General features: G+C 56.9%; 16 protein-coding genes and 1 other annotated feature. Of the genes, 12 read left to right on the top strand and 4 right to left on the bottom strand.

Annotated features, from left to right (window positions below; all coding sequences use genetic code 11):
- Nucleotides 1-15: 15 nt before the first annotated feature.
- Nucleotides 16-156, bottom strand: a complete 141-nt coding sequence (gene rpmH / locus V1572_RS02880; protein ID WP_000831330.1) for a 50S ribosomal protein L34 — start codon at nucleotides 154-156, stop codon at nucleotides 16-18.
- A gap of 599 nt (nucleotides 157-755) precedes the next feature.
- Between rpmH and dnaA the strand changes: the two genes are divergently transcribed.
- The 4 genes from dnaA to gyrB are packed head-to-tail and all read left to right on the top strand — an operon-like array spanning nucleotide 756 to nucleotide 6,768.
- Nucleotides 756-2,150, top strand: coding sequence for a chromosomal replication initiator protein DnaA (gene dnaA / locus V1572_RS02885; RefSeq protein ID WP_039267117.1), 1,395 nt, complete (start codon nucleotides 756-758; stop codon nucleotides 2,148-2,150).
- Between the two features lie 4 nt (nucleotides 2,151-2,154).
- Nucleotides 2,155-3,255, top strand: coding sequence for a DNA polymerase III subunit beta (dnaN, locus tag V1572_RS02890; protein ID WP_008500170.1), 1,101 nt, complete (start codon nucleotides 2,155-2,157; stop codon nucleotides 3,253-3,255).
- A complete protein-coding gene (gene recF, locus V1572_RS02895) occupies nucleotides 3,255-4,328 on the top strand; it encodes a DNA replication/repair protein RecF (protein ID WP_048030318.1) in 1,074 nt (357 codons plus the stop codon). The genes dnaN and recF overlap by 1 nt, the downstream gene beginning before the upstream one ends.
- 28 nt (nucleotides 4,329-4,356) lie before the next feature.
- The gene (gene gyrB / locus V1572_RS02900; protein WP_048030320.1) at nucleotides 4,357-6,768 is read left to right on the top strand and encodes a DNA topoisomerase (ATP-hydrolyzing) subunit B; all 2,412 of its coding nucleotides are present in this window, start codon (nucleotides 4,357-4,359) and stop codon (nucleotides 6,766-6,768) included.
- A 34-nt stretch (nucleotides 6,769-6,802) separates the two neighbouring features.
- Here gyrB and V1572_RS02905 read toward each other — a convergent pair whose 3' ends face one another.
- Nucleotides 6,803-7,738: a LysR family transcriptional regulator gene (locus tag V1572_RS02905; protein WP_262752668.1), complete on the bottom strand. Its 936-nt coding sequence runs from the start codon at nucleotides 7,736-7,738 to the stop codon at nucleotides 6,803-6,805.
- A gap of 109 nt (nucleotides 7,739-7,847) precedes the next feature.
- On the opposite strand from V1572_RS02905, the gene V1572_RS02910 reads away from it, so the two are divergent.
- From V1572_RS02910 to V1572_RS02920, 3 genes are all read left to right on the top strand, one after another.
- Nucleotides 7,848-8,873, top strand: a complete 1,026-nt coding sequence (locus tag V1572_RS02910) for an NAD(P)-dependent alcohol dehydrogenase (RefSeq protein WP_262802341.1) — start codon at nucleotides 7,848-7,850, stop codon at nucleotides 8,871-8,873.
- A 114-nt stretch (nucleotides 8,874-8,987) separates the two neighbouring features.
- Nucleotides 8,988-9,800: a sugar-phosphatase gene (yidA, locus tag V1572_RS02915; protein ID WP_008500165.1), complete on the top strand. Its 813-nt coding sequence runs from the start codon at nucleotides 8,988-8,990 to the stop codon at nucleotides 9,798-9,800.
- A 50-nt stretch (nucleotides 9,801-9,850) separates the two neighbouring features.
- Complete coding sequence (locus tag V1572_RS02920; protein WP_262802342.1) at nucleotides 9,851-11,080, top strand: DUF3748 domain-containing protein; 1,230 nt, start codon at nucleotides 9,851-9,853, stop codon at nucleotides 11,078-11,080.
- On the opposite strand, the gene V1572_RS02925 is transcribed toward V1572_RS02920, so the two are convergent.
- Nucleotides 11,077-11,409, bottom strand: a complete 333-nt coding sequence (locus V1572_RS02925; RefSeq protein WP_032662055.1) for a YceK/YidQ family lipoprotein — start codon at nucleotides 11,407-11,409, stop codon at nucleotides 11,077-11,079. The genes V1572_RS02920 and V1572_RS02925 overlap by 4 nt on opposite strands.
- A gap of 249 nt (nucleotides 11,410-11,658) precedes the next feature.
- Nucleotides 11,659-11,730, top strand: a sequence feature (ROSE (Repression Of Heat Shock gene Expression) occurs in the 5'-region of heat shock genes and acts as an RNA thermometer to modulate expression.).
- Between V1572_RS02925 and ibpA the strand changes: the two genes are divergently transcribed.
- The 3 genes from ibpA to V1572_RS02940 all read left to right on the top strand — a co-directional run bounded on the left by ibpA (nucleotide 11,724) and on the right by V1572_RS02940 (nucleotide 14,533).
- A complete protein-coding gene (ibpA, locus tag V1572_RS02930; protein WP_008500162.1) occupies nucleotides 11,724-12,134 on the top strand; it encodes a small heat shock chaperone IbpA in 411 nt (136 codons plus the stop codon). It overlaps the preceding feature by 7 nt.
- A gap of 136 nt (nucleotides 12,135-12,270) precedes the next feature.
- Nucleotides 12,271-12,699 carry a small heat shock chaperone IbpB gene (gene ibpB / locus V1572_RS02935; protein ID WP_008500161.1) on the top strand — a complete coding sequence of 143 codons (429 nt, stop codon included), beginning with the start codon at nucleotides 12,271-12,273 and terminating at the stop codon, nucleotides 12,697-12,699.
- 172 nt (nucleotides 12,700-12,871) lie between these two features.
- Nucleotides 12,872-14,533, top strand: a complete 1,662-nt coding sequence (locus tag V1572_RS02940; protein WP_395299682.1) for a putative transporter — start codon at nucleotides 12,872-12,874, stop codon at nucleotides 14,531-14,533.
- Here the strand turns inward: V1572_RS02940 and V1572_RS02945 are convergent.
- On the bottom strand, nucleotides 14,501-15,247 hold the full coding sequence (locus V1572_RS02945) for a GntR family transcriptional regulator (RefSeq protein ID WP_023618235.1): 747 nt from the start codon (nucleotides 15,245-15,247) through the stop codon (nucleotides 14,501-14,503). The two genes, V1572_RS02940 and V1572_RS02945, sit on opposite strands and share 33 nt — an antisense overlap.
- 221 nt (nucleotides 15,248-15,468) lie before the next feature.
- Here V1572_RS02945 and V1572_RS02950 point away from each other — a divergent pair, with 221 nt between their 5' ends.
- Both V1572_RS02950 and V1572_RS02955 read left to right on the top strand, forming a co-directional pair.
- Complete coding sequence (locus tag V1572_RS02950; protein ID WP_024907386.1) at nucleotides 15,469-17,091, top strand: alpha-glucoside-specific PTS transporter subunit IIBC; 1,623 nt, start codon at nucleotides 15,469-15,471, stop codon at nucleotides 17,089-17,091.
- Nucleotides 17,088-18,410 carry a 6-phospho-alpha-glucosidase gene (locus V1572_RS02955; protein WP_395299683.1) on the top strand — a complete coding sequence of 441 codons (1,323 nt, stop codon included), beginning with the start codon at nucleotides 17,088-17,090 and terminating at the stop codon, nucleotides 18,408-18,410. The genes V1572_RS02950 and V1572_RS02955 overlap by 4 nt, the downstream gene beginning before the upstream one ends.
- The last annotated feature ends 33 nt before the right edge of the window (nucleotides 18,411-18,443 follow it).

The following is an 18,443-nucleotide window of genomic DNA, read 5'->3' on the forward strand; positions in this document are numbered from 1 at the left end:
CAGGGGTTAGCTTTATTACTTGGAAACGGTCAGACGAGCGCGGCCTTTAGCACGACGACGTGCCAGAACCTGACGACCATTTTTAGTAGCCATACGAGCACGGAAGCCGTGAGAACGGTTGCGCTTCAGTACAGACGGTTGAAAAGTGCGTTTCATGGCGATTTCTACCTAAACTTGAATAAATTCACTGACTTTTGCGTATACCCGAACGAGTTTCGAACGACTAACGCCTCAGCGTGGGTGATTAAAGAGGCCGGATTGTAATAATTGTACACTCCGGAGTCAATTCTCTTTCCTTATTTCCCGCGTATTTCCGCACGTTTTCGCGTGGAAAATGAGCAACGGACGACGCAGGAAGATGAGCATCACGCGCCGGGTCGAGGATTATACGGGCTCACCGACAAAGCGCAAGGATCGTCCCGGATCTTCGTTAGATCATTTAAGCAATAAATTGTCTGTGCTCATTAATTTTTCCAATATGCGGGCTAAATCGTGGGGCACTCGCGCCAGGATCGTTTACACTTAACCGGTTTCTGATCTTCCTGTGGATAAATCGGGAAGAATCTGTGAGAAACAGAAGATCTCTGGCTCAGTTTAGGCTATGATCCGCGGTCCCGATCGGGATCCCAGGATCCTGGTCAGGATAAATTGCAGATAGCAATTCGCACGTCCCCCTTTACACAGGGTCATGCCGATGTGCGCCAACAATCATGAATATTCAATAGTTTTCTTTTATTGTTCGAGTGGAGTCCGCCGTGTCACTTTCGCTTTGGCAGCAGTGTCTTGCCCGATTGCAGGATGAGTTACCAGCCACAGAATTCAGTATGTGGATCCGCCCGTTGCAGGCGGAACTGAGCGATAACACGCTGGCTTTGTATGCGCCAAACCGTTTTGTGCTCGATTGGGTAAGGGACAAATACCTTAATAACATCAATGGACTGCTGAACGATTTCTGCGGGTCAGATGCCCCACAGCTGCGCTTTGAAGTGGGTACAAAGCCGGTCACCCAAACCGTTCGTGAAACCGTGAACGTCGCAGCGCCTGCTCAGGCCGCTCCTGTTCCGGCCCCTCGCGTCGCACCCGCTCGTCAGGGCTGGGATAATGTTCCCGCACCGGCTGAGCCAACCTACCGCTCTAACGTAAACGTGAAACACACGTTCGATAACTTCGTTGAAGGTAAGTCGAACCAGCTGGCGCGCGCGGCGGCTCGCCAGGTTGCTGATAACCCCGGTGGGGCCTACAACCCGCTGTTCCTGTATGGCGGCACGGGTCTGGGTAAAACGCACCTTCTTCATGCGGTAGGCAACGGCATTATGGCGCGCAAGCCCAATGCTAAAGTGGTGTATATGCACTCCGAGCGCTTCGTTCAGGACATGGTAAAAGCCCTGCAAAACAATGCGATCGAAGAGTTTAAACGCTACTATCGTTCCGTTGATGCGCTGCTGATCGATGACATTCAGTTCTTTGCCAACAAAGAACGATCGCAGGAAGAATTTTTCCACACCTTCAACGCCCTGCTGGAAGGTAATCAGCAGATCATTTTGACCTCGGATCGTTATCCAAAAGAGATCAACGGCGTTGAAGATCGTCTGAAATCCCGCTTCGGCTGGGGCCTGACCGTGGCGATCGAGCCACCTGAGCTGGAAACCCGCGTCGCGATCCTGATGAAGAAAGCCGATGAAAACGACATTCGCCTGCCGGGTGAAGTGGCATTCTTCATTGCCAAGCGTCTGCGCTCCAACGTGCGTGAGCTGGAGGGGGCACTGAACCGCGTTATCGCTAATGCCAACTTCACCGGTCGTGCGATCACCATCGATTTTGTGCGTGAAGCGCTGCGCGATTTGCTGGCATTGCAGGAAAAACTGGTCACTATCGACAATATTCAAAAGACGGTGGCTGAGTACTACAAGATCAAAGTGGCAGATTTACTGTCTAAACGTCGTTCCCGCTCGGTGGCGCGTCCGCGTCAGATGGCGATGGCGCTGGCAAAGGAGTTAACCAACCACAGTCTGCCGGAAATCGGGGATGCGTTTGGTGGCCGTGACCATACGACCGTGCTGCACGCTTGTCGCAAGATTGAGCAGTTACGCGAAGAAAGCCACGACATAAAAGAAGATTTTTCCAATCTAATCAGAACATTATCATCGTGACGCTATGAAATTTACCGTTGAACGTGAACATTTATTAAAACCGCTGCAACAGGTGAGTGGCCCATTAGGCGGCCGCCCAACGCTGCCTATTCTCGGAAACCTGCTGCTTCAGGTCGCGGACGGTACGCTGTCGCTGACCGGTACAGATCTGGAAATGGAAATGATCGCGCGCGTTACGCTGACGCAGCCGCACGACGCGGGCGCGACCACGGTTCCGGCACGTAAATTCTTTGATATCTGCCGCGGGCTGCCGGAAGGCGCTGAAATCGCCGTGCAGCTGGAAGGCGACCGTATGCTGGTACGCTCTGGCCGCAGCCGTTTCTCGCTCTCCACGCTGCCTGCTGCGGACTTCCCGAACCTGGACGACTGGCAGAGCGAAGTGGAATTTACCCTGCCGCAGGCAACGATGAAGCGTCTGATTGAAGCCACGCAGTTCTCCATGGCGCATCAGGACGTTCGTTACTACTTAAACGGCATGCTGTTCGAAACCGAAGGTGAAGAACTGCGTACCGTGGCGACCGACGGCCACCGTCTGGCTGTCTGTTCCATGCCGATTGGCGACTCACTGCCAAACCATTCGGTGATCGTGCCGCGTAAAGGGGTGATTGAGCTGATGCGTATGCTCGACGGTGGCGACACGCCGCTGCGCGTGCAGATCGGCAGCAATAACATCCGCGCCCACGTGGGCGACTTTGTCTTCACATCGAAGCTGGTTGATGGCCGTTTCCCGGATTATCGCCGCGTATTGCCGAAGAACCCGGACAAAACGCTGGAAGCCGGTTGTGATAGCCTCAAGCAGGCGTTTGCGCGTGCGGCCATTCTCTCTAACGAGAAATTCCGCGGCGTGCGTCTGTACGTGAGTGAAAACCAGATCAAAATCACCGCCAACAACCCGGAGCAGGAAGAGGCAGAAGAGATTCTGGACGTCACCTACGCCGGGGCTGAGATGGAAATCGGCTTCAACGTTAGCTACGTGCTGGATGTGCTGAATGCGCTGAAATGCGAGAACGTGCGCATCCTGCTGACCGACTCCGTTTCGAGCGTACAGATTGAAGATGCCGCATCACAGTCGGCTGCCTATGTTGTCATGCCAATGAGACTGTAATGTCGCTCACCCGTCTGTTGATCCGCGACTTTCGCAATATCGAAAGCGCGGATCTCGCTTTATCCCCTGGCTTTAACTTCCTGGTTGGCGCGAACGGCAGCGGCAAAACCAGCGTGCTGGAAGCCATCTATACGCTCGGCCATGGCCGGGCGTTTCGCAGTTTGCAGATTGGTCGCGTCATTCGCCACGAGCAGGAATCCTTTGTTCTGCACGGGCGTTTGCAGGGCGAGGAGCGGGAAACCGCCATCGGCCTGACCAAAGACAAGCAGGGCGACAGCAAGGTGCGCATCGATGGTACCGACGGTCACAAGGTGGCCGAGCTTGCCCTGCTGATGCCGATGCAGCTGATCACGCCCGAGGGGTTTACTTTACTCAACGGCGGCCCCAAATACAGAAGAGCGTTCCTCGACTGGGGATGCTTTCACAACGAAGCCGGATTCTTTAACGCCTGGAGCAACCTGAAGCGTCTGCTCAAGCAGCGTAACGCCGCGCTGCGTCAGGTGACGCGCTACGCCCAGCTGCGTCCGTGGGACATGGAGTTAATCCCTCTCGCGGAACAGATCAGCCGCTGGCGTGCCGAATACAGCGCAGGTATTGCCGAAGACATGGCCGACACCTGCAAACAGTTTTTACCTGAATTCTCTCTCACCTTCTCCTTCCAGCGCGGCTGGGAGAAAGAGACGGACTATGCCGAGGTGTTAGAGAGAAGCTTCGAGCGCGACCGCATGTTGACCTACACCGCGCACGGCCCGCACAAGGCGGATTTCCGCATTCGTGCTGACGGTGCGCCGGTGGAAGACACGCTGTCGCGCGGGCAGCTCAAGCTCCTGATGTGTGCGCTACGCCTGGCACAGGGGGAGTTTCTCACCCGCGAGAGCGGGCGACGCTGCCTGTACCTGATAGATGATTTTGCCTCGGAACTTGACGACGCGCGGCGCGGGCTGCTTGCCAGCCGCTTAAAAGCCACGCAGTCGCAGGTTTTCGTCAGCGCGATAAGCGCTGAACACGTTATAGACATGTCGGACGAAAATTCGAAGATGTTTACCGTGGAAAAGGGTAAAATAACGGATTAACCCAAGTTGAAATGAGCGAGAAACGTTGATGTCGAATTCTTATGACTCCTCCAGTATCAAAGTCCTGAAAGGGCTGGATGCGGTGCGTAAGCGCCCGGGTATGTATATCGGCGACACGGATGACGGCACCGGTCTGCACCACATGGTATTCGAGGTGGTAGATAACGCTATCGACGAAGCGCTCGCGGGTCACTGTAAAGACATCGTGGTCACCATCCATGCGGATAACTCCGTCTCCGTCACCGATGACGGTCGTGGCATCCCAACCGGTATTCACCCGGAAGAGGGCGTCTCTGCGGCGGAAGTGATCATGACCGTCCTGCACGCAGGCGGTAAGTTCGACGATAACTCCTATAAAGTTTCCGGCGGCCTGCACGGCGTAGGCGTCTCCGTGGTTAACGCCCTGTCGCAGAAGCTGGAGTTGGTTATCCAGCGCGAAGGCAAAATCCACCGTCAGCTTTATACGCACGGCGTGCCGCAGGCACCGCTGGCCGTCACGGGCGATACCGACAAAACCGGTACCATGGTGCGTTTCTGGCCGAGCCTCGAAACCTTCACCAACGTCACCGAGTTTGAGTACGACATCCTGGCGAAACGCCTGCGTGAACTGTCGTTCCTGAACTCCGGCGTCTCGATTCGCCTGCGCGACAAACGCGACAACAAAGAAGACCACTTCCACTATGAAGGCGGTATCAAGGCGTTTGTTGAGTATCTGAACAAGAACAAAACGCCTATTCACCCGAATATCTTCTACTTCTCCACCGAAAAAGACGGTATCGGCGTGGAAGTGGCGCTGCAGTGGAACGACGGTTTCCAGGAAAACATCTACTGCTTCACCAACAACATTCCACAGCGTGACGGTGGTACTCACCTTGCAGGCTTCCGTGCGGCGATGACCCGTACCCTGAACGCCTACATGGACAAAGAAGGCTACAGCAAGAAAGCGAAAGTCAGCGCTACCGGTGACGACGCCCGTGAAGGCCTGATTGCCGTTGTCTCCGTGAAGGTGCCGGATCCGAAGTTCTCCTCACAGACCAAAGACAAGCTGGTCTCTTCTGAGGTGAAATCGGCGGTTGAGCAGCAGATGAACGAACTGCTGAGCGAATACCTGCTGGAAAACCCGTCCGACGCGAAAATCGTGGTGGGCAAAATTATCGATGCGGCGCGTGCCCGTGAAGCGGCGCGTAAAGCCCGTGAAATGACCCGTCGTAAAGGTGCGCTGGACTTAGCCGGCCTGCCGGGCAAGCTGGCTGACTGCCAGGAACGCGACCCGGCGCTGTCCGAACTGTACCTCGTGGAAGGGGACTCCGCGGGCGGCTCTGCGAAGCAGGGCCGTAACCGTAAGAACCAGGCTATCCTGCCGCTGAAGGGTAAAATCCTCAACGTTGAGAAAGCCCGTTTCGACAAGATGCTCTCTTCTCAGGAAGTGGCGACGCTCATCACCGCGCTGGGCTGCGGCATTGGCCGTGACGAGTACAACCCGGACAAACTGCGCTACCACAGCATCATCATCATGACCGATGCGGACGTCGACGGCTCGCACATTCGTACGCTGCTGTTGACCTTCTTCTATCGTCAGATGCCTGAAATCGTTGAACGTGGCCACGTCTACATTGCCCAGCCGCCGCTGTACAAAGTGAAGAAAGGCAAGCAGGAACAGTACATCAAAGATGACGAAGCGATGGATCAGTACCAAATCGCGATCGCACTTGATGGCGCAACCCTGCACGCGAACTCGCACGCTCCTGCACTGGCCGGTGAGCCGCTGGAGCGTCTGGTGTCCGAGTTCAACGCCACGCAGAAAATGATTACGCGTATGGAACGCCGTTATCCGAAAACGCTGCTGAAGGAGCTGGTTTATCAGCCAACCCTGACCGAAGCCGATCTGAGCGACGAGCAGACCGTCACCCGCTGGGTGAACGCCCTGGTGACCGATCTGAACGAGAAAGAGCAGCACGGCAGCCAGTGGAAATGCGATGTTCAGCAGAACGCCGATCATCAGTTCGAGCCGATCGTTCGCGTGCGTACCCACGGCGTCGATACCGACTACCCGCTGGAGCACGAATTTGTGACCGGTCCGGAATACCGTCGCATCTGCACACTCGGCGAGAAGCTGCGCGGTCTGATCGAAGACGATGCGTTCATCGAACGTGGCGAACGTCGTCAGCCGGTAGCCAGCTTCGAGCAGGCGCTGGACTGGCTGGTGAAAGAGTCCCGTCGCGGCCTCGCGATCCAGCGTTATAAAGGTCTGGGCGAAATGAACCCGGAGCAGCTTTGGGAAACCACCATGGATCCGGAAAGCCGTCGCATGCTGCGCGTTACCGTTAAGGACGCGATTGCTGCAGACCAGCTGTTCACCACCCTGATGGGCGATGCGGTTGAACCACGTCGTGCCTTCATCGAAGAGAACGCCCTGAAAGCGGCAAATATCGATATTTAATCGACGTGATACCGCACGATAACTGGCCGCGCTTTTAGCGCGGCTTTTTTATGGGCTCAGGCATATCCAGCGACATCACGGACGGTAAACGGCTCGCCAGCGTGTCTATGGCCATTCTTACCCTCAGCGGCAGGTGCGGCGTCTGCTGCCAGACCGCATGGACGTCAAAATGGACATCCGGCGCCTGCTTCAGGAGCGGGACGAGCTTTCCCTGATGGATTTCTTTAACGGCCATCCAGCAGGGGAGCCAGGCAATGCCGTGCCCGGTCAGCGCCGCGTCGCAGATGGCCTGCAAATCATCCATATTGAGTGATGAACGGGGAGTAAAGCTGTGCGAGATCCCCTCATTATCCATCAGCTGCCAGGAGAGGACTCTGCCTGCGCGCAGATAGTTAATGGCCGTATGATGGGGTAAATCAGCCACGCTTTGCGGCTGGCCTTTCTTCTGCAGATAATCCGGCGCGGCACATAGCACCATGCGGTGTTCCCCCAGCTTTCTGGCGACCAGCACGCTGCTGTCCTGCAGCGTGCCGTTACGCACCGCCATATCAAACCCTTCCTCTACCAGATCTACCACGCGGTCGCTGAACGACATTTCAAGCTCAAGCCCGGGGTGTTCCTGCGCCAGTTCAATCAACAGCGGCGCGACGCACTGGCGACCAAAGAGCACCGGCATGGCAACACGCAGGCGGCCACTGACCTGCTGTTTCCCTGTTTCAAGCAGCGACTCTGCGCCCCGAATCTCCTCCAGCGCGCGCAGACAGCGCTCGTAGAACAGGGCGCCGTTATCGGTGAGCCGCTGGCTGCGTGTGGTGCGCTGAAAGAGCCGTACTCCGAGGCGTTCCTCAAGGCGAGCAATGCTTTTTCCCACCGCCGAGCGCGACAGGTGCAGGCGAACTGCGGCCTGTGCAAAGCTTCCTGCCTCCACGGCAGCGACAAAAACAGGAATATCTTTCAGCGTATCGGTCATGGATTGTATCCATTCAGGCATCAATAAAGCGAAAACTTATCGCCACTGGTAACTAGGAGTCAACGCTAGACTGTCGGTACTGAAGCTTATTTGATCGCAGGAGAGAGAAATGACAGAGACAATGCAACGCTGGACGATGAACGCCCTCGGGCGCGAGAGCCTCACACTCACTCAGGAGCCCATTCCACAGCCAGGCCCGGGTGAAGTACGCGTACGGGTGAATGCCGTTGCGCTCAACTATCGCGATAAAATGGTGATTGAAGGCACGATGCCGATTCCGCTTTCCTTCCCGTTTACTCCGGCGTCTGACATGGCGGGCGTCGTAGACAGCGTTGGTGAAGGCGTCACGCGTTTCCAGCCCGGCGCTCGCGTTATCTCAACCTTCTTCCCGGAGTGGATCGACGGTAATCCGCAGGCGGACGCGCGCAATTTGCCCTATAGAACGTCCGGTGGATACTTCCAGGGAATGCTGGCCGAGTATGTGATTGTGAAGGAAGACGCGCTGGCGGCATCGCCGGAAACCCTGGATGACGCAGAGGCCAGCACCTTACCCTGTGCAGGGCTTACCGCCTGGTTCGCGCTGGTGGAACGCGGCCAGCTGCGCGCCGGGCAATCGGTGCTGGTACAGGGGACGGGCGGCGTGGCGATTTTCGCCCTGCAAATTGCCAAAGCGCACGGCGCAGAGGTATTTGTCACCTCGGGGAGCGATGAAAAGCTGGCGTTGGCCAAAAAACTGGGGGCCAGCCAGGGCATCAACCGCCTGAAAGGCGACTGGGCTGAAAATACGCTGGCACTGACGCAGGATCGCGGCATCGACCATATTATTGAAACCGTGGGCGGGGAGAACCTGAAGCACTCCCTGCGCGCCGTTGCCGTTCATGGACGTATCTCGGTCATTGGCGTGCTGGCCGGCACTGACATTTCGCTCTCTGCTGGCGAACTGTTGCTGAAATCTCCCGTCATTCAGGGGATCGGTGTAGGACACCGCAGGGCGCTGGAAGATTTCGTCCGCGCTGTTGATGTCACCGGCCTGAAACCCGTGATTGAGCATCGCTACCGTTTTAACGAGCTTGAACAGGCACTTGAGCATCTGGATCGCGGTGCGTTTGGTAAAATCGTTCTCACCCGCGAGTAGGTCTTTATTCCCCGGGAGAAGCGTAAAAGGGGGCTTTTGTTGCGCAATATAGCTCTATTTTTGTGTGCTTAATCGCGTTAGCATGAGGCAGCACTCATTTATCCCGGGGAACTCATGGCTATCAAACTTATTGCAATCGATATGGACGGCACGCTGTTGCTGCCAGACCACACTATCTCTCCAGCCGTTAAGAACGCGATCGCCGCGGCACGCGCCAAGGGTGTGAATGTGGTCCTCACCACGGGGCGTCCGTATGCGGGCGTGCACAGCTATCTGAAAGAGCTGCATATGAATCAGCCTGGCGACTACTGCATCACCTATAACGGCGCGCTGGTACAGAAAGCCGCGGATGGCAGTACGGTTGCGCAAACCGCGCTGAGCTACGATGACTACCGGTTCCTGGAAAAACTGTCCCGTGAAGTGGGCTCCCACTTCCACGCCCTCGATCGCAATACGCTTTATACCGCCAACCGTGATATCAGCTACTACACGGTACATGAATCCTACGTGGCGACCATTCCGCTGGTGTTCTGTGAAGCCGAGAAGATGGATCCGGCCACCCAGTTCCTGAAAGTGATGATGATCGACGAGCCGGAGATCCTGGATAAAGCGATTGCGCGCATTCCGGCCGAGGTGAAAGAGAAATACACCGTGCTGAAAAGTGCGCCGTACTTCCTTGAAATCCTCGATAAACGCGTCAATAAAGGCACCGGCGTGAAATCGCTGGCCGACGCGCTGGGCATCAAGCCGGACGAAATCATGGCGCTGGGCGACCAGGAAAACGACATCGCGATGATTGAATTCGCGGGCATGGGCGTGGCGATGGATAACGCCATTCCGTCGGTGAAAGAAGTGGCTAATTTTGTCACCAAATCTAATCTCGAAGACGGCGTGGCTTACGCCATTGAGAAGTTTGTGCTGAACTAAACACCCGCTTGCTATACCCTGATGCGATAACTGCGCATCAGGGTATCCTCATGAAACAAATCACCTTCGCTTCCCGCAACCACCAGCTGACCAACATCAATACCTGGACGCCGGACAGCCAGTGGCTGGTCTATGACGTGCGCCCGTCAGGTGCATCGTTCACCGGAGAAACCATCGAGCGGGTCAACGTCGGCACGGGCGAGGTAGACGTGGTTTATCGCGCCACTGACGGCGCGCACGTTGGCGTGGTGACCGTTCATCCTGCGCAAGAGAAATACGTCTTTATCCACGGTCCGAAAAACCCGGATGCAGACTGGCACTACGATTTTCATCATCGTCAGGGGGTGATTGCGCATCACGGTCAGGTGAGCAACCTGGACGCGATGGATATCACTTCGCCATACACCCCTGGCGCGCTGCGCGGCGGCAGCCACGTCCATGTCTTCAGCCCGAACGGCCAGCTCGTCAGCTTTACCTATAACGACCACGTGCTGCACGTGCGCGATGCGAAGCTTGATTTACGCAACGTCGGCGTGGCGGCGCCTTATGGCCCGGTGAATCCGCCGGGAAACCATCCTCGTGAATACCCGGGGACTTACTGGAGCGTGCTGGTCAGCCGCACGACGCCCAACCCGCAGCCGGGCAGCGACGAGATTAACCGCGCCTATGAAGAGGGCTGGGTGGGCAACACCAGGCTGGCGTTTATCGGCGATACCCTCTCTGCGCAGGGCGAAAAAGTCCCGGAACTGTTTATCGTCGACCTGCCGGAAGAGGAGCAGAGCTGGAAACGCGCGGGCGATGCGCCGCTGCAGGGCACCGAAGAGACCCTGCCAGCTCCGCCTGCTGGGGTGAAGCAGCGTCGTCTGACCTTTACGCATCAGAGGGCCTATCCGGGCCTGGTGAACGTGCCACGTCACTGGGTTCGCAGCAACTCGCAGGGAACGCAGATCGCGTTTCTGATGCGCGACGATAACGGCATTGTGCAGCTGTGGCTGATCTCGCCTGAGGGCGGCGAGCCGCGCCAGCTGACGCAGACCGCGAGCGGTATTCAGTCTGCGTTTAACTGGCATCCGGCGGGTGACCGACTGGGGTTTGTGCTCGAAAACCGGATCGCCTGCTGTGACGCGCAGACTGGAGAGGTGACGTTTTTGACGTCCGATCACGGCAATCCGCCGTCTGCCGATGCCGTCGTGTTTTCCCCGGACGGGCGCTTTATCGCGTGGATGGAAGAGACAGGGGGTTTCCGTCAACTTTGGTTAACGGAAACCGCGCATAACTAGCGTGGAGGCATGTCAGCGGGCGGGATAACGGCGTTAGTCGCCAGATTCTCCTGCTCGCTTTTTTCTACCCGTGAGCGCACGGAGTTGTCCTTACGAAACATATCCCATGGCAGCAAAAGCGTATCCGCCACAGCCGTAAACGGCATATCCAGGATAACCAGGGATTTGGTGCCCCAGTTTGTATCGTCATCGGAGATCATCGCCGCGCTGGCACGCGTCCCCGGATATGTTCCTTCTTTACCGCCGGTGTGAGACATCACGCTCGAACACCCGCAAAGTAAAACAACCCCGCTGAACGTCGTCAGCTTTATCAGAACATTTTTCATCATCACTCAGTCATCGTTAATGGCACTGCATAGACCTGCAACTCAGGGTTATAACGAGCCTTAACCAAAATGGATAGCCCGATAACCCCGCACTGTGGCAGCCATCGCAATTTAACCCTTTGTGCTGTTGTCCCAGTCTAAGCGAGATGCAGGAAAGTGCAAAAAAAAGTGCAGTCGTCGTGCTTGAAAAGCCCGGTTGCAGACCCATTTTAAGAATACGACCCGATAACGAACTCGCCTGATGGGTGTTCGGGGGGCGCAAAGGCCTGTCCATGGTGGAAGGCTTAATTTTCTCGCTGATTTCAGGAGTTTTATTTATGCGTAACTTCGATCTTTCTCCGCTATACCGTTCTGCAATTGGTTTTGACCGCCTGTTTAACCATTTAGAAAATAACCAAAGCCAGAGCAACGGCTACCCTCCATACAATGTTGAGCTGGTTGATGAAAACCACTACCGCATCGCCATTGCCGTCGCTGGTTTTGCAGAAAACGAACTGGAGATCACCGCACAGGACAACCTGCTGGTGGTGAAAGGTTCCCATACGGCCGAGCAGAAAGAACGTACCTACCTTTACCAGGGCATCGCTGAGCGCAACTTTGAACGCAAGTTCCAGTTAGCCGAGAACATTCACGTGAAAGGCGCGAACCTGGTCAACGGCCTGCTGTTTATCGAACTGGAACGTGTGATTCCGGAAGAGAAAAAACCGCGTCGTATCGAAATTAACTAATTATGCGGGTCGCGCGAGCGGCCCACCCAGACTTGCTTGCCGTAACGGGAGCATATGCGAATCCATCCGGATTTGCAGGAACAACTGCGCACAAAATTAAACTGTGCCGAACTCGCTTCTCAGAAGGAGATTTAGTATGCGTAACTATGATTTATCCCCCTTACTTCGTCAGTGGATTGGTTTTGACAAACTGGCTAATGCCCTGCAAAACACCGCTGAGCAACAGACGTTTCCGCCGTACAACATCGAAAAAAGCGACGATAACCACTATCGCATCACCTTGGCGCTGGCCGGCTTCCGTCAGGAGGATCTGGATATCCAGCTCGAAGGCACGCGTCTGACCGTGAAAGGTACGCCGGAGAAACAAGAGACCGAGACCAAATGGCTGCATCAGGGGCTGGTTAATCAGCCGTTTAGCCTGAGCTTTACCCTGGCAGACCATATGGACGTCTCCGGCGCAACGTTTACCAACGGGCTGCTACATATTGACCTGACTCGTAACGTGCCGGAAGCCATCGCGCCACAGCGTATCGCCATTAGCGACCGGCCGGCATTAAACAGTTAACAAGTCCGCCGAACCTGTAGGTCGGGTAAGGCGCAGCCGCCACCCGACACCGCTCACAGACCGCACAAGGCCCTGCCCCGGCAGGGCTTTTTTGTGCGCCATCGCCCATACAACCGCCCACGGCTCTGAGAGAATCCTTAGCATAACTAAGGTTATGCCAAGGAAGTGGATCATGAGTGATATCGCGTTAACCGTCAGCGTGTTGGCCCTGGTCGCTGTTGTTGGCCTGTGGATAGGGAATATCAAAATCCGCGGCGTCGGGTTTGGGATAGGCGGGGTGCTGTTTGGCGGCATTTTTGTCGGCCACTTTGCCGACCAGTTCGGGCTGGTGCTGAGCGCCGAAATGCTCCACTTTACTCAGGAATTCGGCCTGATCCTGTTCGTCTATACCATCGGGATTCAGGTGGGGCCGGGTTTTTTCGCCTCTCTTCGTGTCTCCGGCTTACGGCTCAACCTGTTTGCCCTCGGCATTGTGGTGATGGGCGGGCTGGTCACCGCCATTCTGCATAAAATCTTTGCTATCCCGCTGCCCGTAGTGCTGGGCATTTTCTCCGGGGCGGTCACCAACACGCCTGCGCTCGGTGCCGGGCAGCAAATCCTGCGCGATTTGGGCATCGAACCCGGCATCGTCGACCAGATGGGGATGAGCTACGCCATGGCCTATCCGTTTGGCATTTGCGGCATTCTGCTCTCCATGTGGCTGGTCCGCGTCCTGTTTCGCATTAACGTCGATAAAGAGGCAAAGGACCACGAAACCACGCTTACCAACGGCCATATGCCGATCAAAACCATCAACATTCGGGTTGATAACCCCAACCTGAACAATATGGCGATTCAGGACGTGCCGATTCTGAACAGCGCCAATATTATCTGCTCCCGCCTTAAGCGCGACGATATGCTGATGGTGCCCGCGCCCGGCACCATCATTCAGCAAGGCGATCTGCTGCACCTGGTGGGCCAGCCCGGCGATTTGAACAATGCCCGTCTGGTGATTGGTCAGGAAGTGGATACCTCGCTCTCAACGCGCGGCACCGATATGCGGGTGGAACGCGTTGTGGTAACCAACGAGCACGTCCTTGGCAAAAAAATACGCGATCTGCAGGTAAAAGAGCGTTATGACGTGGTGATCTCCCGCCTTAACCGTGCGGGTGTCGAGCTGGTCGCCAGCCCGGAGGCCAGCCTGCAGTTCGGGGATATCCTCAACCTGGTTGGGCGCCCGTCTTCCATCGACGCCGTCGCGGATATGGTGGGTAACGCCCAGCAGAAACTGCAGCAGGTGCAGATGCTACCGGTATTCATCGGTATCGGGCTCGGCGTGCTGCTCGGCTCCATCCCGCTGTACGTGCCGGGCTTTCCGGTGGCGCTCAAGCTGGGCCTGGCGGGCGGGCCGCTGATTATGGCGCTGATCCTCGGGCGTATCGGCTGCATCGGTAAGCTCTACTGGTTTATGCCGCCGAGCGCCAACCTGGCGCTGCGCGAGCTGGGCATCGTGCTGTTCCTGGCGGTGGTCGGGCTGAAGTCCGGCGGGGATTTCGTCGATACGCTGATCAAGGGCGAAGGGATGAGCTGGGTCGGCTACGGCATCTTTATCACGGCGATTCCGTTGCTGACGGTGGGCATACTGGCGCGGATGTTCGCCAAAATGAACTACCTGACGCTGTGCGGCATGCTGGCGGGCTCCATGACCGATCCGCCCGCGCTGGCCTTTGCCAACAACCTGCACAGCACCAGCGGCGCGGCAGCGCTCTCCTATGCCACCGTCTACCCGCTGGTGATGTTCCTGCGCATCATTACGCCGCAGCTACTGGCGGTGCTGTTCTGGGGGATGGGCTAGCAGGTCGTCCGGGTGGATGCGCCGCAGATGGTAGTCTACCTGGTAATCACTGGTATTTCGGAACATCACGGAATAATTGAGGAACTCGCCGCTGTCGCTGTAGGAAAGGGAGGTGATACGCAGCAGCGGCGTCTGTTCCGGCAGGTTCATATAACCCGCCAGCTGCTTATCGGCCAGCACCGGCGTCAGGCTCTCGTAGTTGCCGCTGATGGTGATCCCGCACTCCTTCTCGATGTAATCAAACTTTGACCCTTCAAGATGCGCCAGCGACAGATTGCGAAACAGCTTCACCGGCATAAAACTGTCCTCCAGCATCAGCGGCTTTCCGTCCACGTAGCGCACCCGTCGGGAAAAGTAGATCCGCTCATCCACCTGAATTCGCAGCTGGCTGGCGATGGCGGGCGGGGCGGGCATCACTTCGAACTGCAGCACCTTGCTCTGCACCTCTTTTCCCTGCTGACGCAGCACTTCCACCAGCCCGGTCAGGTTGGTGGTTTCGTGGTGAACGTCTTTGCGTGACACAAACGTGCCGCTGCCGTGCCGCCGTTCAACCAGCCCCCAGCTCACCAGCAGATCCAGCGCCTTGCGGATGGTCATTCGCGCCACTCCGAACTCCTGCGCCAGCGCTTTCTCGCCCGGCAGCGGACTGCCGATATTGTAGTCCGACGAATTCAGCCGCAGCCGCAATCTGTCAGCAATGGATTTGTAGATCACCAGTAGACCTCTCTGCCCTTATCAGGGCGTGGATGGCGTCCTGACATGTCCATATTTACCGCAAAAAGTAGACCTGATTGGTCAAAATAAAACCATGAATGCGATCACGAATCGCAGCGGCACGCCATGTTCGCGCATCAGTAAGTTCTTATGCTCACCTCAGGCCAGCAAAAAACCATAAAGGCCTCTACCCCTACAGGTTGTTTCATGAGGATTTAAAAATGCTCAGTCAAATACAACGTTTTGGCGGTGCCATGTTTACCCCGGTGTTGCTGTTTCCGTTCGCCGGGATCGTGGTGGGAATCGCCATCATGCTTCGCAACCCGCTGTTTGTCGGCGAAGCCTTAACGGCCCCCGATCATCTTTTCGCGCAGATTGTTCACATCATTGAAGAGGGCGGCTGGGCGGTGTTCCGCAATATGCCGCTGATTTTTGCCGTCGGCCTGCCGATTGGCCTGGCGAAGCAGGCCCAGGGCCGTGCCTGTCTGGCGGTGCTGATTAGCTTCCTGACCTGGAACTACTTCATCAACGCGATGGGGATGACCTGGGGCCACTTCTTTGGCGTCGACTTCTCCGCCGAACCGACGGCCGGTAGCGGGCTGGCGATGATTGCCGGCATCAAAACGCTCGATACCAGCATCATCGGTGCAATCGTGATTTCAGGCATCGTCACCGCCATCCATAACCGCTATTTTGACAAGCCGCTGCCGGTGTTTCTGGGGATTTTCCAGGGCAGCTCGTTTGTCGTTATCCTCGCGTTCTTCGTCATGATCCCCTGCGCCTGGCTGACGCTGCTGGGCTGGCCGAAAGTGCAGATGGGCATTGAGTCTCTGCAGGCGTTCCTGCGCTCTGCCGGGGCGCTGGGCGTGTGGGTTTATACCTTCCTGGAACGCATTCTGATCCCAACCGGATTGCACCACTTCGTCTACGGTCCGTTCATCTTCGGCCCGGCGGCGGTGGAAGGGGGGATTCAGGTCTACTGGGCGCAGCATCTGCAGGAATTCAGCCAGAGCACCCTGCCGCTGAAAACCCTCTTCCCGGAAGGCGGCTTCGCCCTGCACGGTAACTCAAAAGTGTTCGGCTCGGTCGGGATTGCGCTGGCGATCTGGTACACCGCGTCGCCGGAAAACCGCGTCAAGGTCGCGGGGCTGCTGGTCCCGGCCACGCTTACCGCGGTGCTGGTGGGCATTACCGAACCGCTCGAATTCACCTTCCTGTTTATCTCGCCACTGCTGTTTGCCGTTCACGCCGTGCTGGCGGCGACCATGGCGACGGTGATGTACACCTTCGGCGTGGTCGGGAACATGGGCGGCGGCCTGCTGGACCAGTTCCTGCCGCAAAACTGGATCCCGATGTTCCATAACCACGCCGCGACGGTCTTTACCCAGATCGGCATTGGCGTCTGCTTCACCGGAATTTACTTCGTGGTTTTCAAAACGCTGATTGCACGTCTGAACCTGAAAACCCCGGGCCGGGAGGAGAGCGAAATCAAGCTCTACAGCAAGGCCGACTATAAGGCGGCGCGCGGGCAAACCACCGCCCCGGCCGCGGCCAGCCAGCAGGTCGGGCAGGCCGCCGGATTCCTGCAGGCGCTCGGCGGCGCGGCCAACATCGAAAGCATCAACAACTGCGCCACCCGCCTGCGCATCGCCCTGGTCGATATGGCGAAAACGCAAAGCGATGACGTCTTCAAAGCCCTCGGCGCCCACGGCGTGGTGCGACGCGGCAACGGCATTCAGGTGATTGTCGGCCTGCACGTTCCTCAGGTGCGCGACCAGCTGGAATCGCTGATGAAAACCCCCTTAACGAATGAACAAACCACCCTGACAGAGGCTATATCATGAAAAAATTCTCAGTTGTCATTGCAGGCGGCGGCAGCACCTTTACGCCTGGTATCGTCCTGATGCTGTTAGCCAACCGTGACCGTTTCCCGCTGCGCGCGCTGAAGTTCTATGACAACGACGGCGCGCGTCAGGAGACCATCGCCGAAGCGTGCAAAATCATCCTTAAGGAGCAGGCGCCGGAGATTGAATTCAGCTACACCACCGATCCGAAAGCGGCCTTTAGCGATGTCGATTTCGTGATGGCGCATATCCGCGTGGGCAAATACCCGATGCGCGAAAAAGATGAAAAAATCCCGCTGCGCCACGGCGTGCTGGGCCAGGAAACCTGCGGCCCGGGCGGGATTGCCTACGGCATGCGCTCTATCGGCGGCGTGCTGGAGCTGGTGGATTACATGGAGCAGTACTCTCCGAACGCGTGGATGCTGAACTACTCCAACCCGGCGGCGATTGTCGCGGAAGCCACGCGCCGCCTGCGTCCGAACGCCAAAATCCTCAATATCTGCGATATGCCGATCGGCATCGAAGGGCGCATGGCACAGATTGTTGGCCTGAAAGACCGCAAAGAGATGCGCGTGCGCTACTACGGCCTGAACCATTTCGGCTGGTGGACGTCAATTGAAGACCTGAACGGCAACGATCTGATGCCGAAGCTGCGCGAATACGTGGCGAAAAACGGCTATGTTCCGCCTTCTGACAATGCTCACACCGAGGCGAGCTGGAAAGATACGTTCGCTAAAGCAAAAGACGTGCAGGCGCTGGATCCGGATACCATGCCGAACACCTACCTGAAGTATTACCTGTTCCCGGACTACGTGGTCGCACATTCCAACCCGGAACGCACCCGCGCCAATGAGGTCATGGATCACCGTGAGAAGCACGTGTTCAGTTCCTGCCGGGCGATTATCGAGGCGGGAAAATCCTCCGCCGGCGATCTGGAAATCGATGAACACGCGTCGTACATCGTCGATCTGGCGACCGCGATTGCCTTTAATACCCAGGAACGCATGCTGCTGATTGTGCCAAACAACGGGGCCATCCATAACTTTGATGCCGATGCGATGGTGGAGATCCCTTGCCTGGTAGGCCATAACGGACCGGAGCCGCTCACGGTGGGCGATATTCCGCACTTCCAGAAAGGGCTGATGAGCCAGCAGGTAGCGGTGGAAAAACTGGTGGTGGATGCCTGGGAGCAGCGCTCGTACCAGAAACTCTGGCAGGCGATCACCCTGTCGAAAACCGTGCCGAGCGCGTCCGTCGCGAAAGCGATTCTGGATGACCTGATCGAGGCCAACAAGGATTTCTGGCCAGCGCTGCACTGATCGTCCTGACCGGCATCATCCGATGCCGGTCTC

The sequence above is a fragment of the Enterobacter quasiroggenkampii genome (assembly GCF_043972695.1).
Lineage (GTDB): Bacteria > Pseudomonadota > Gammaproteobacteria > Enterobacterales > Enterobacteriaceae > Enterobacter > Enterobacter quasiroggenkampii.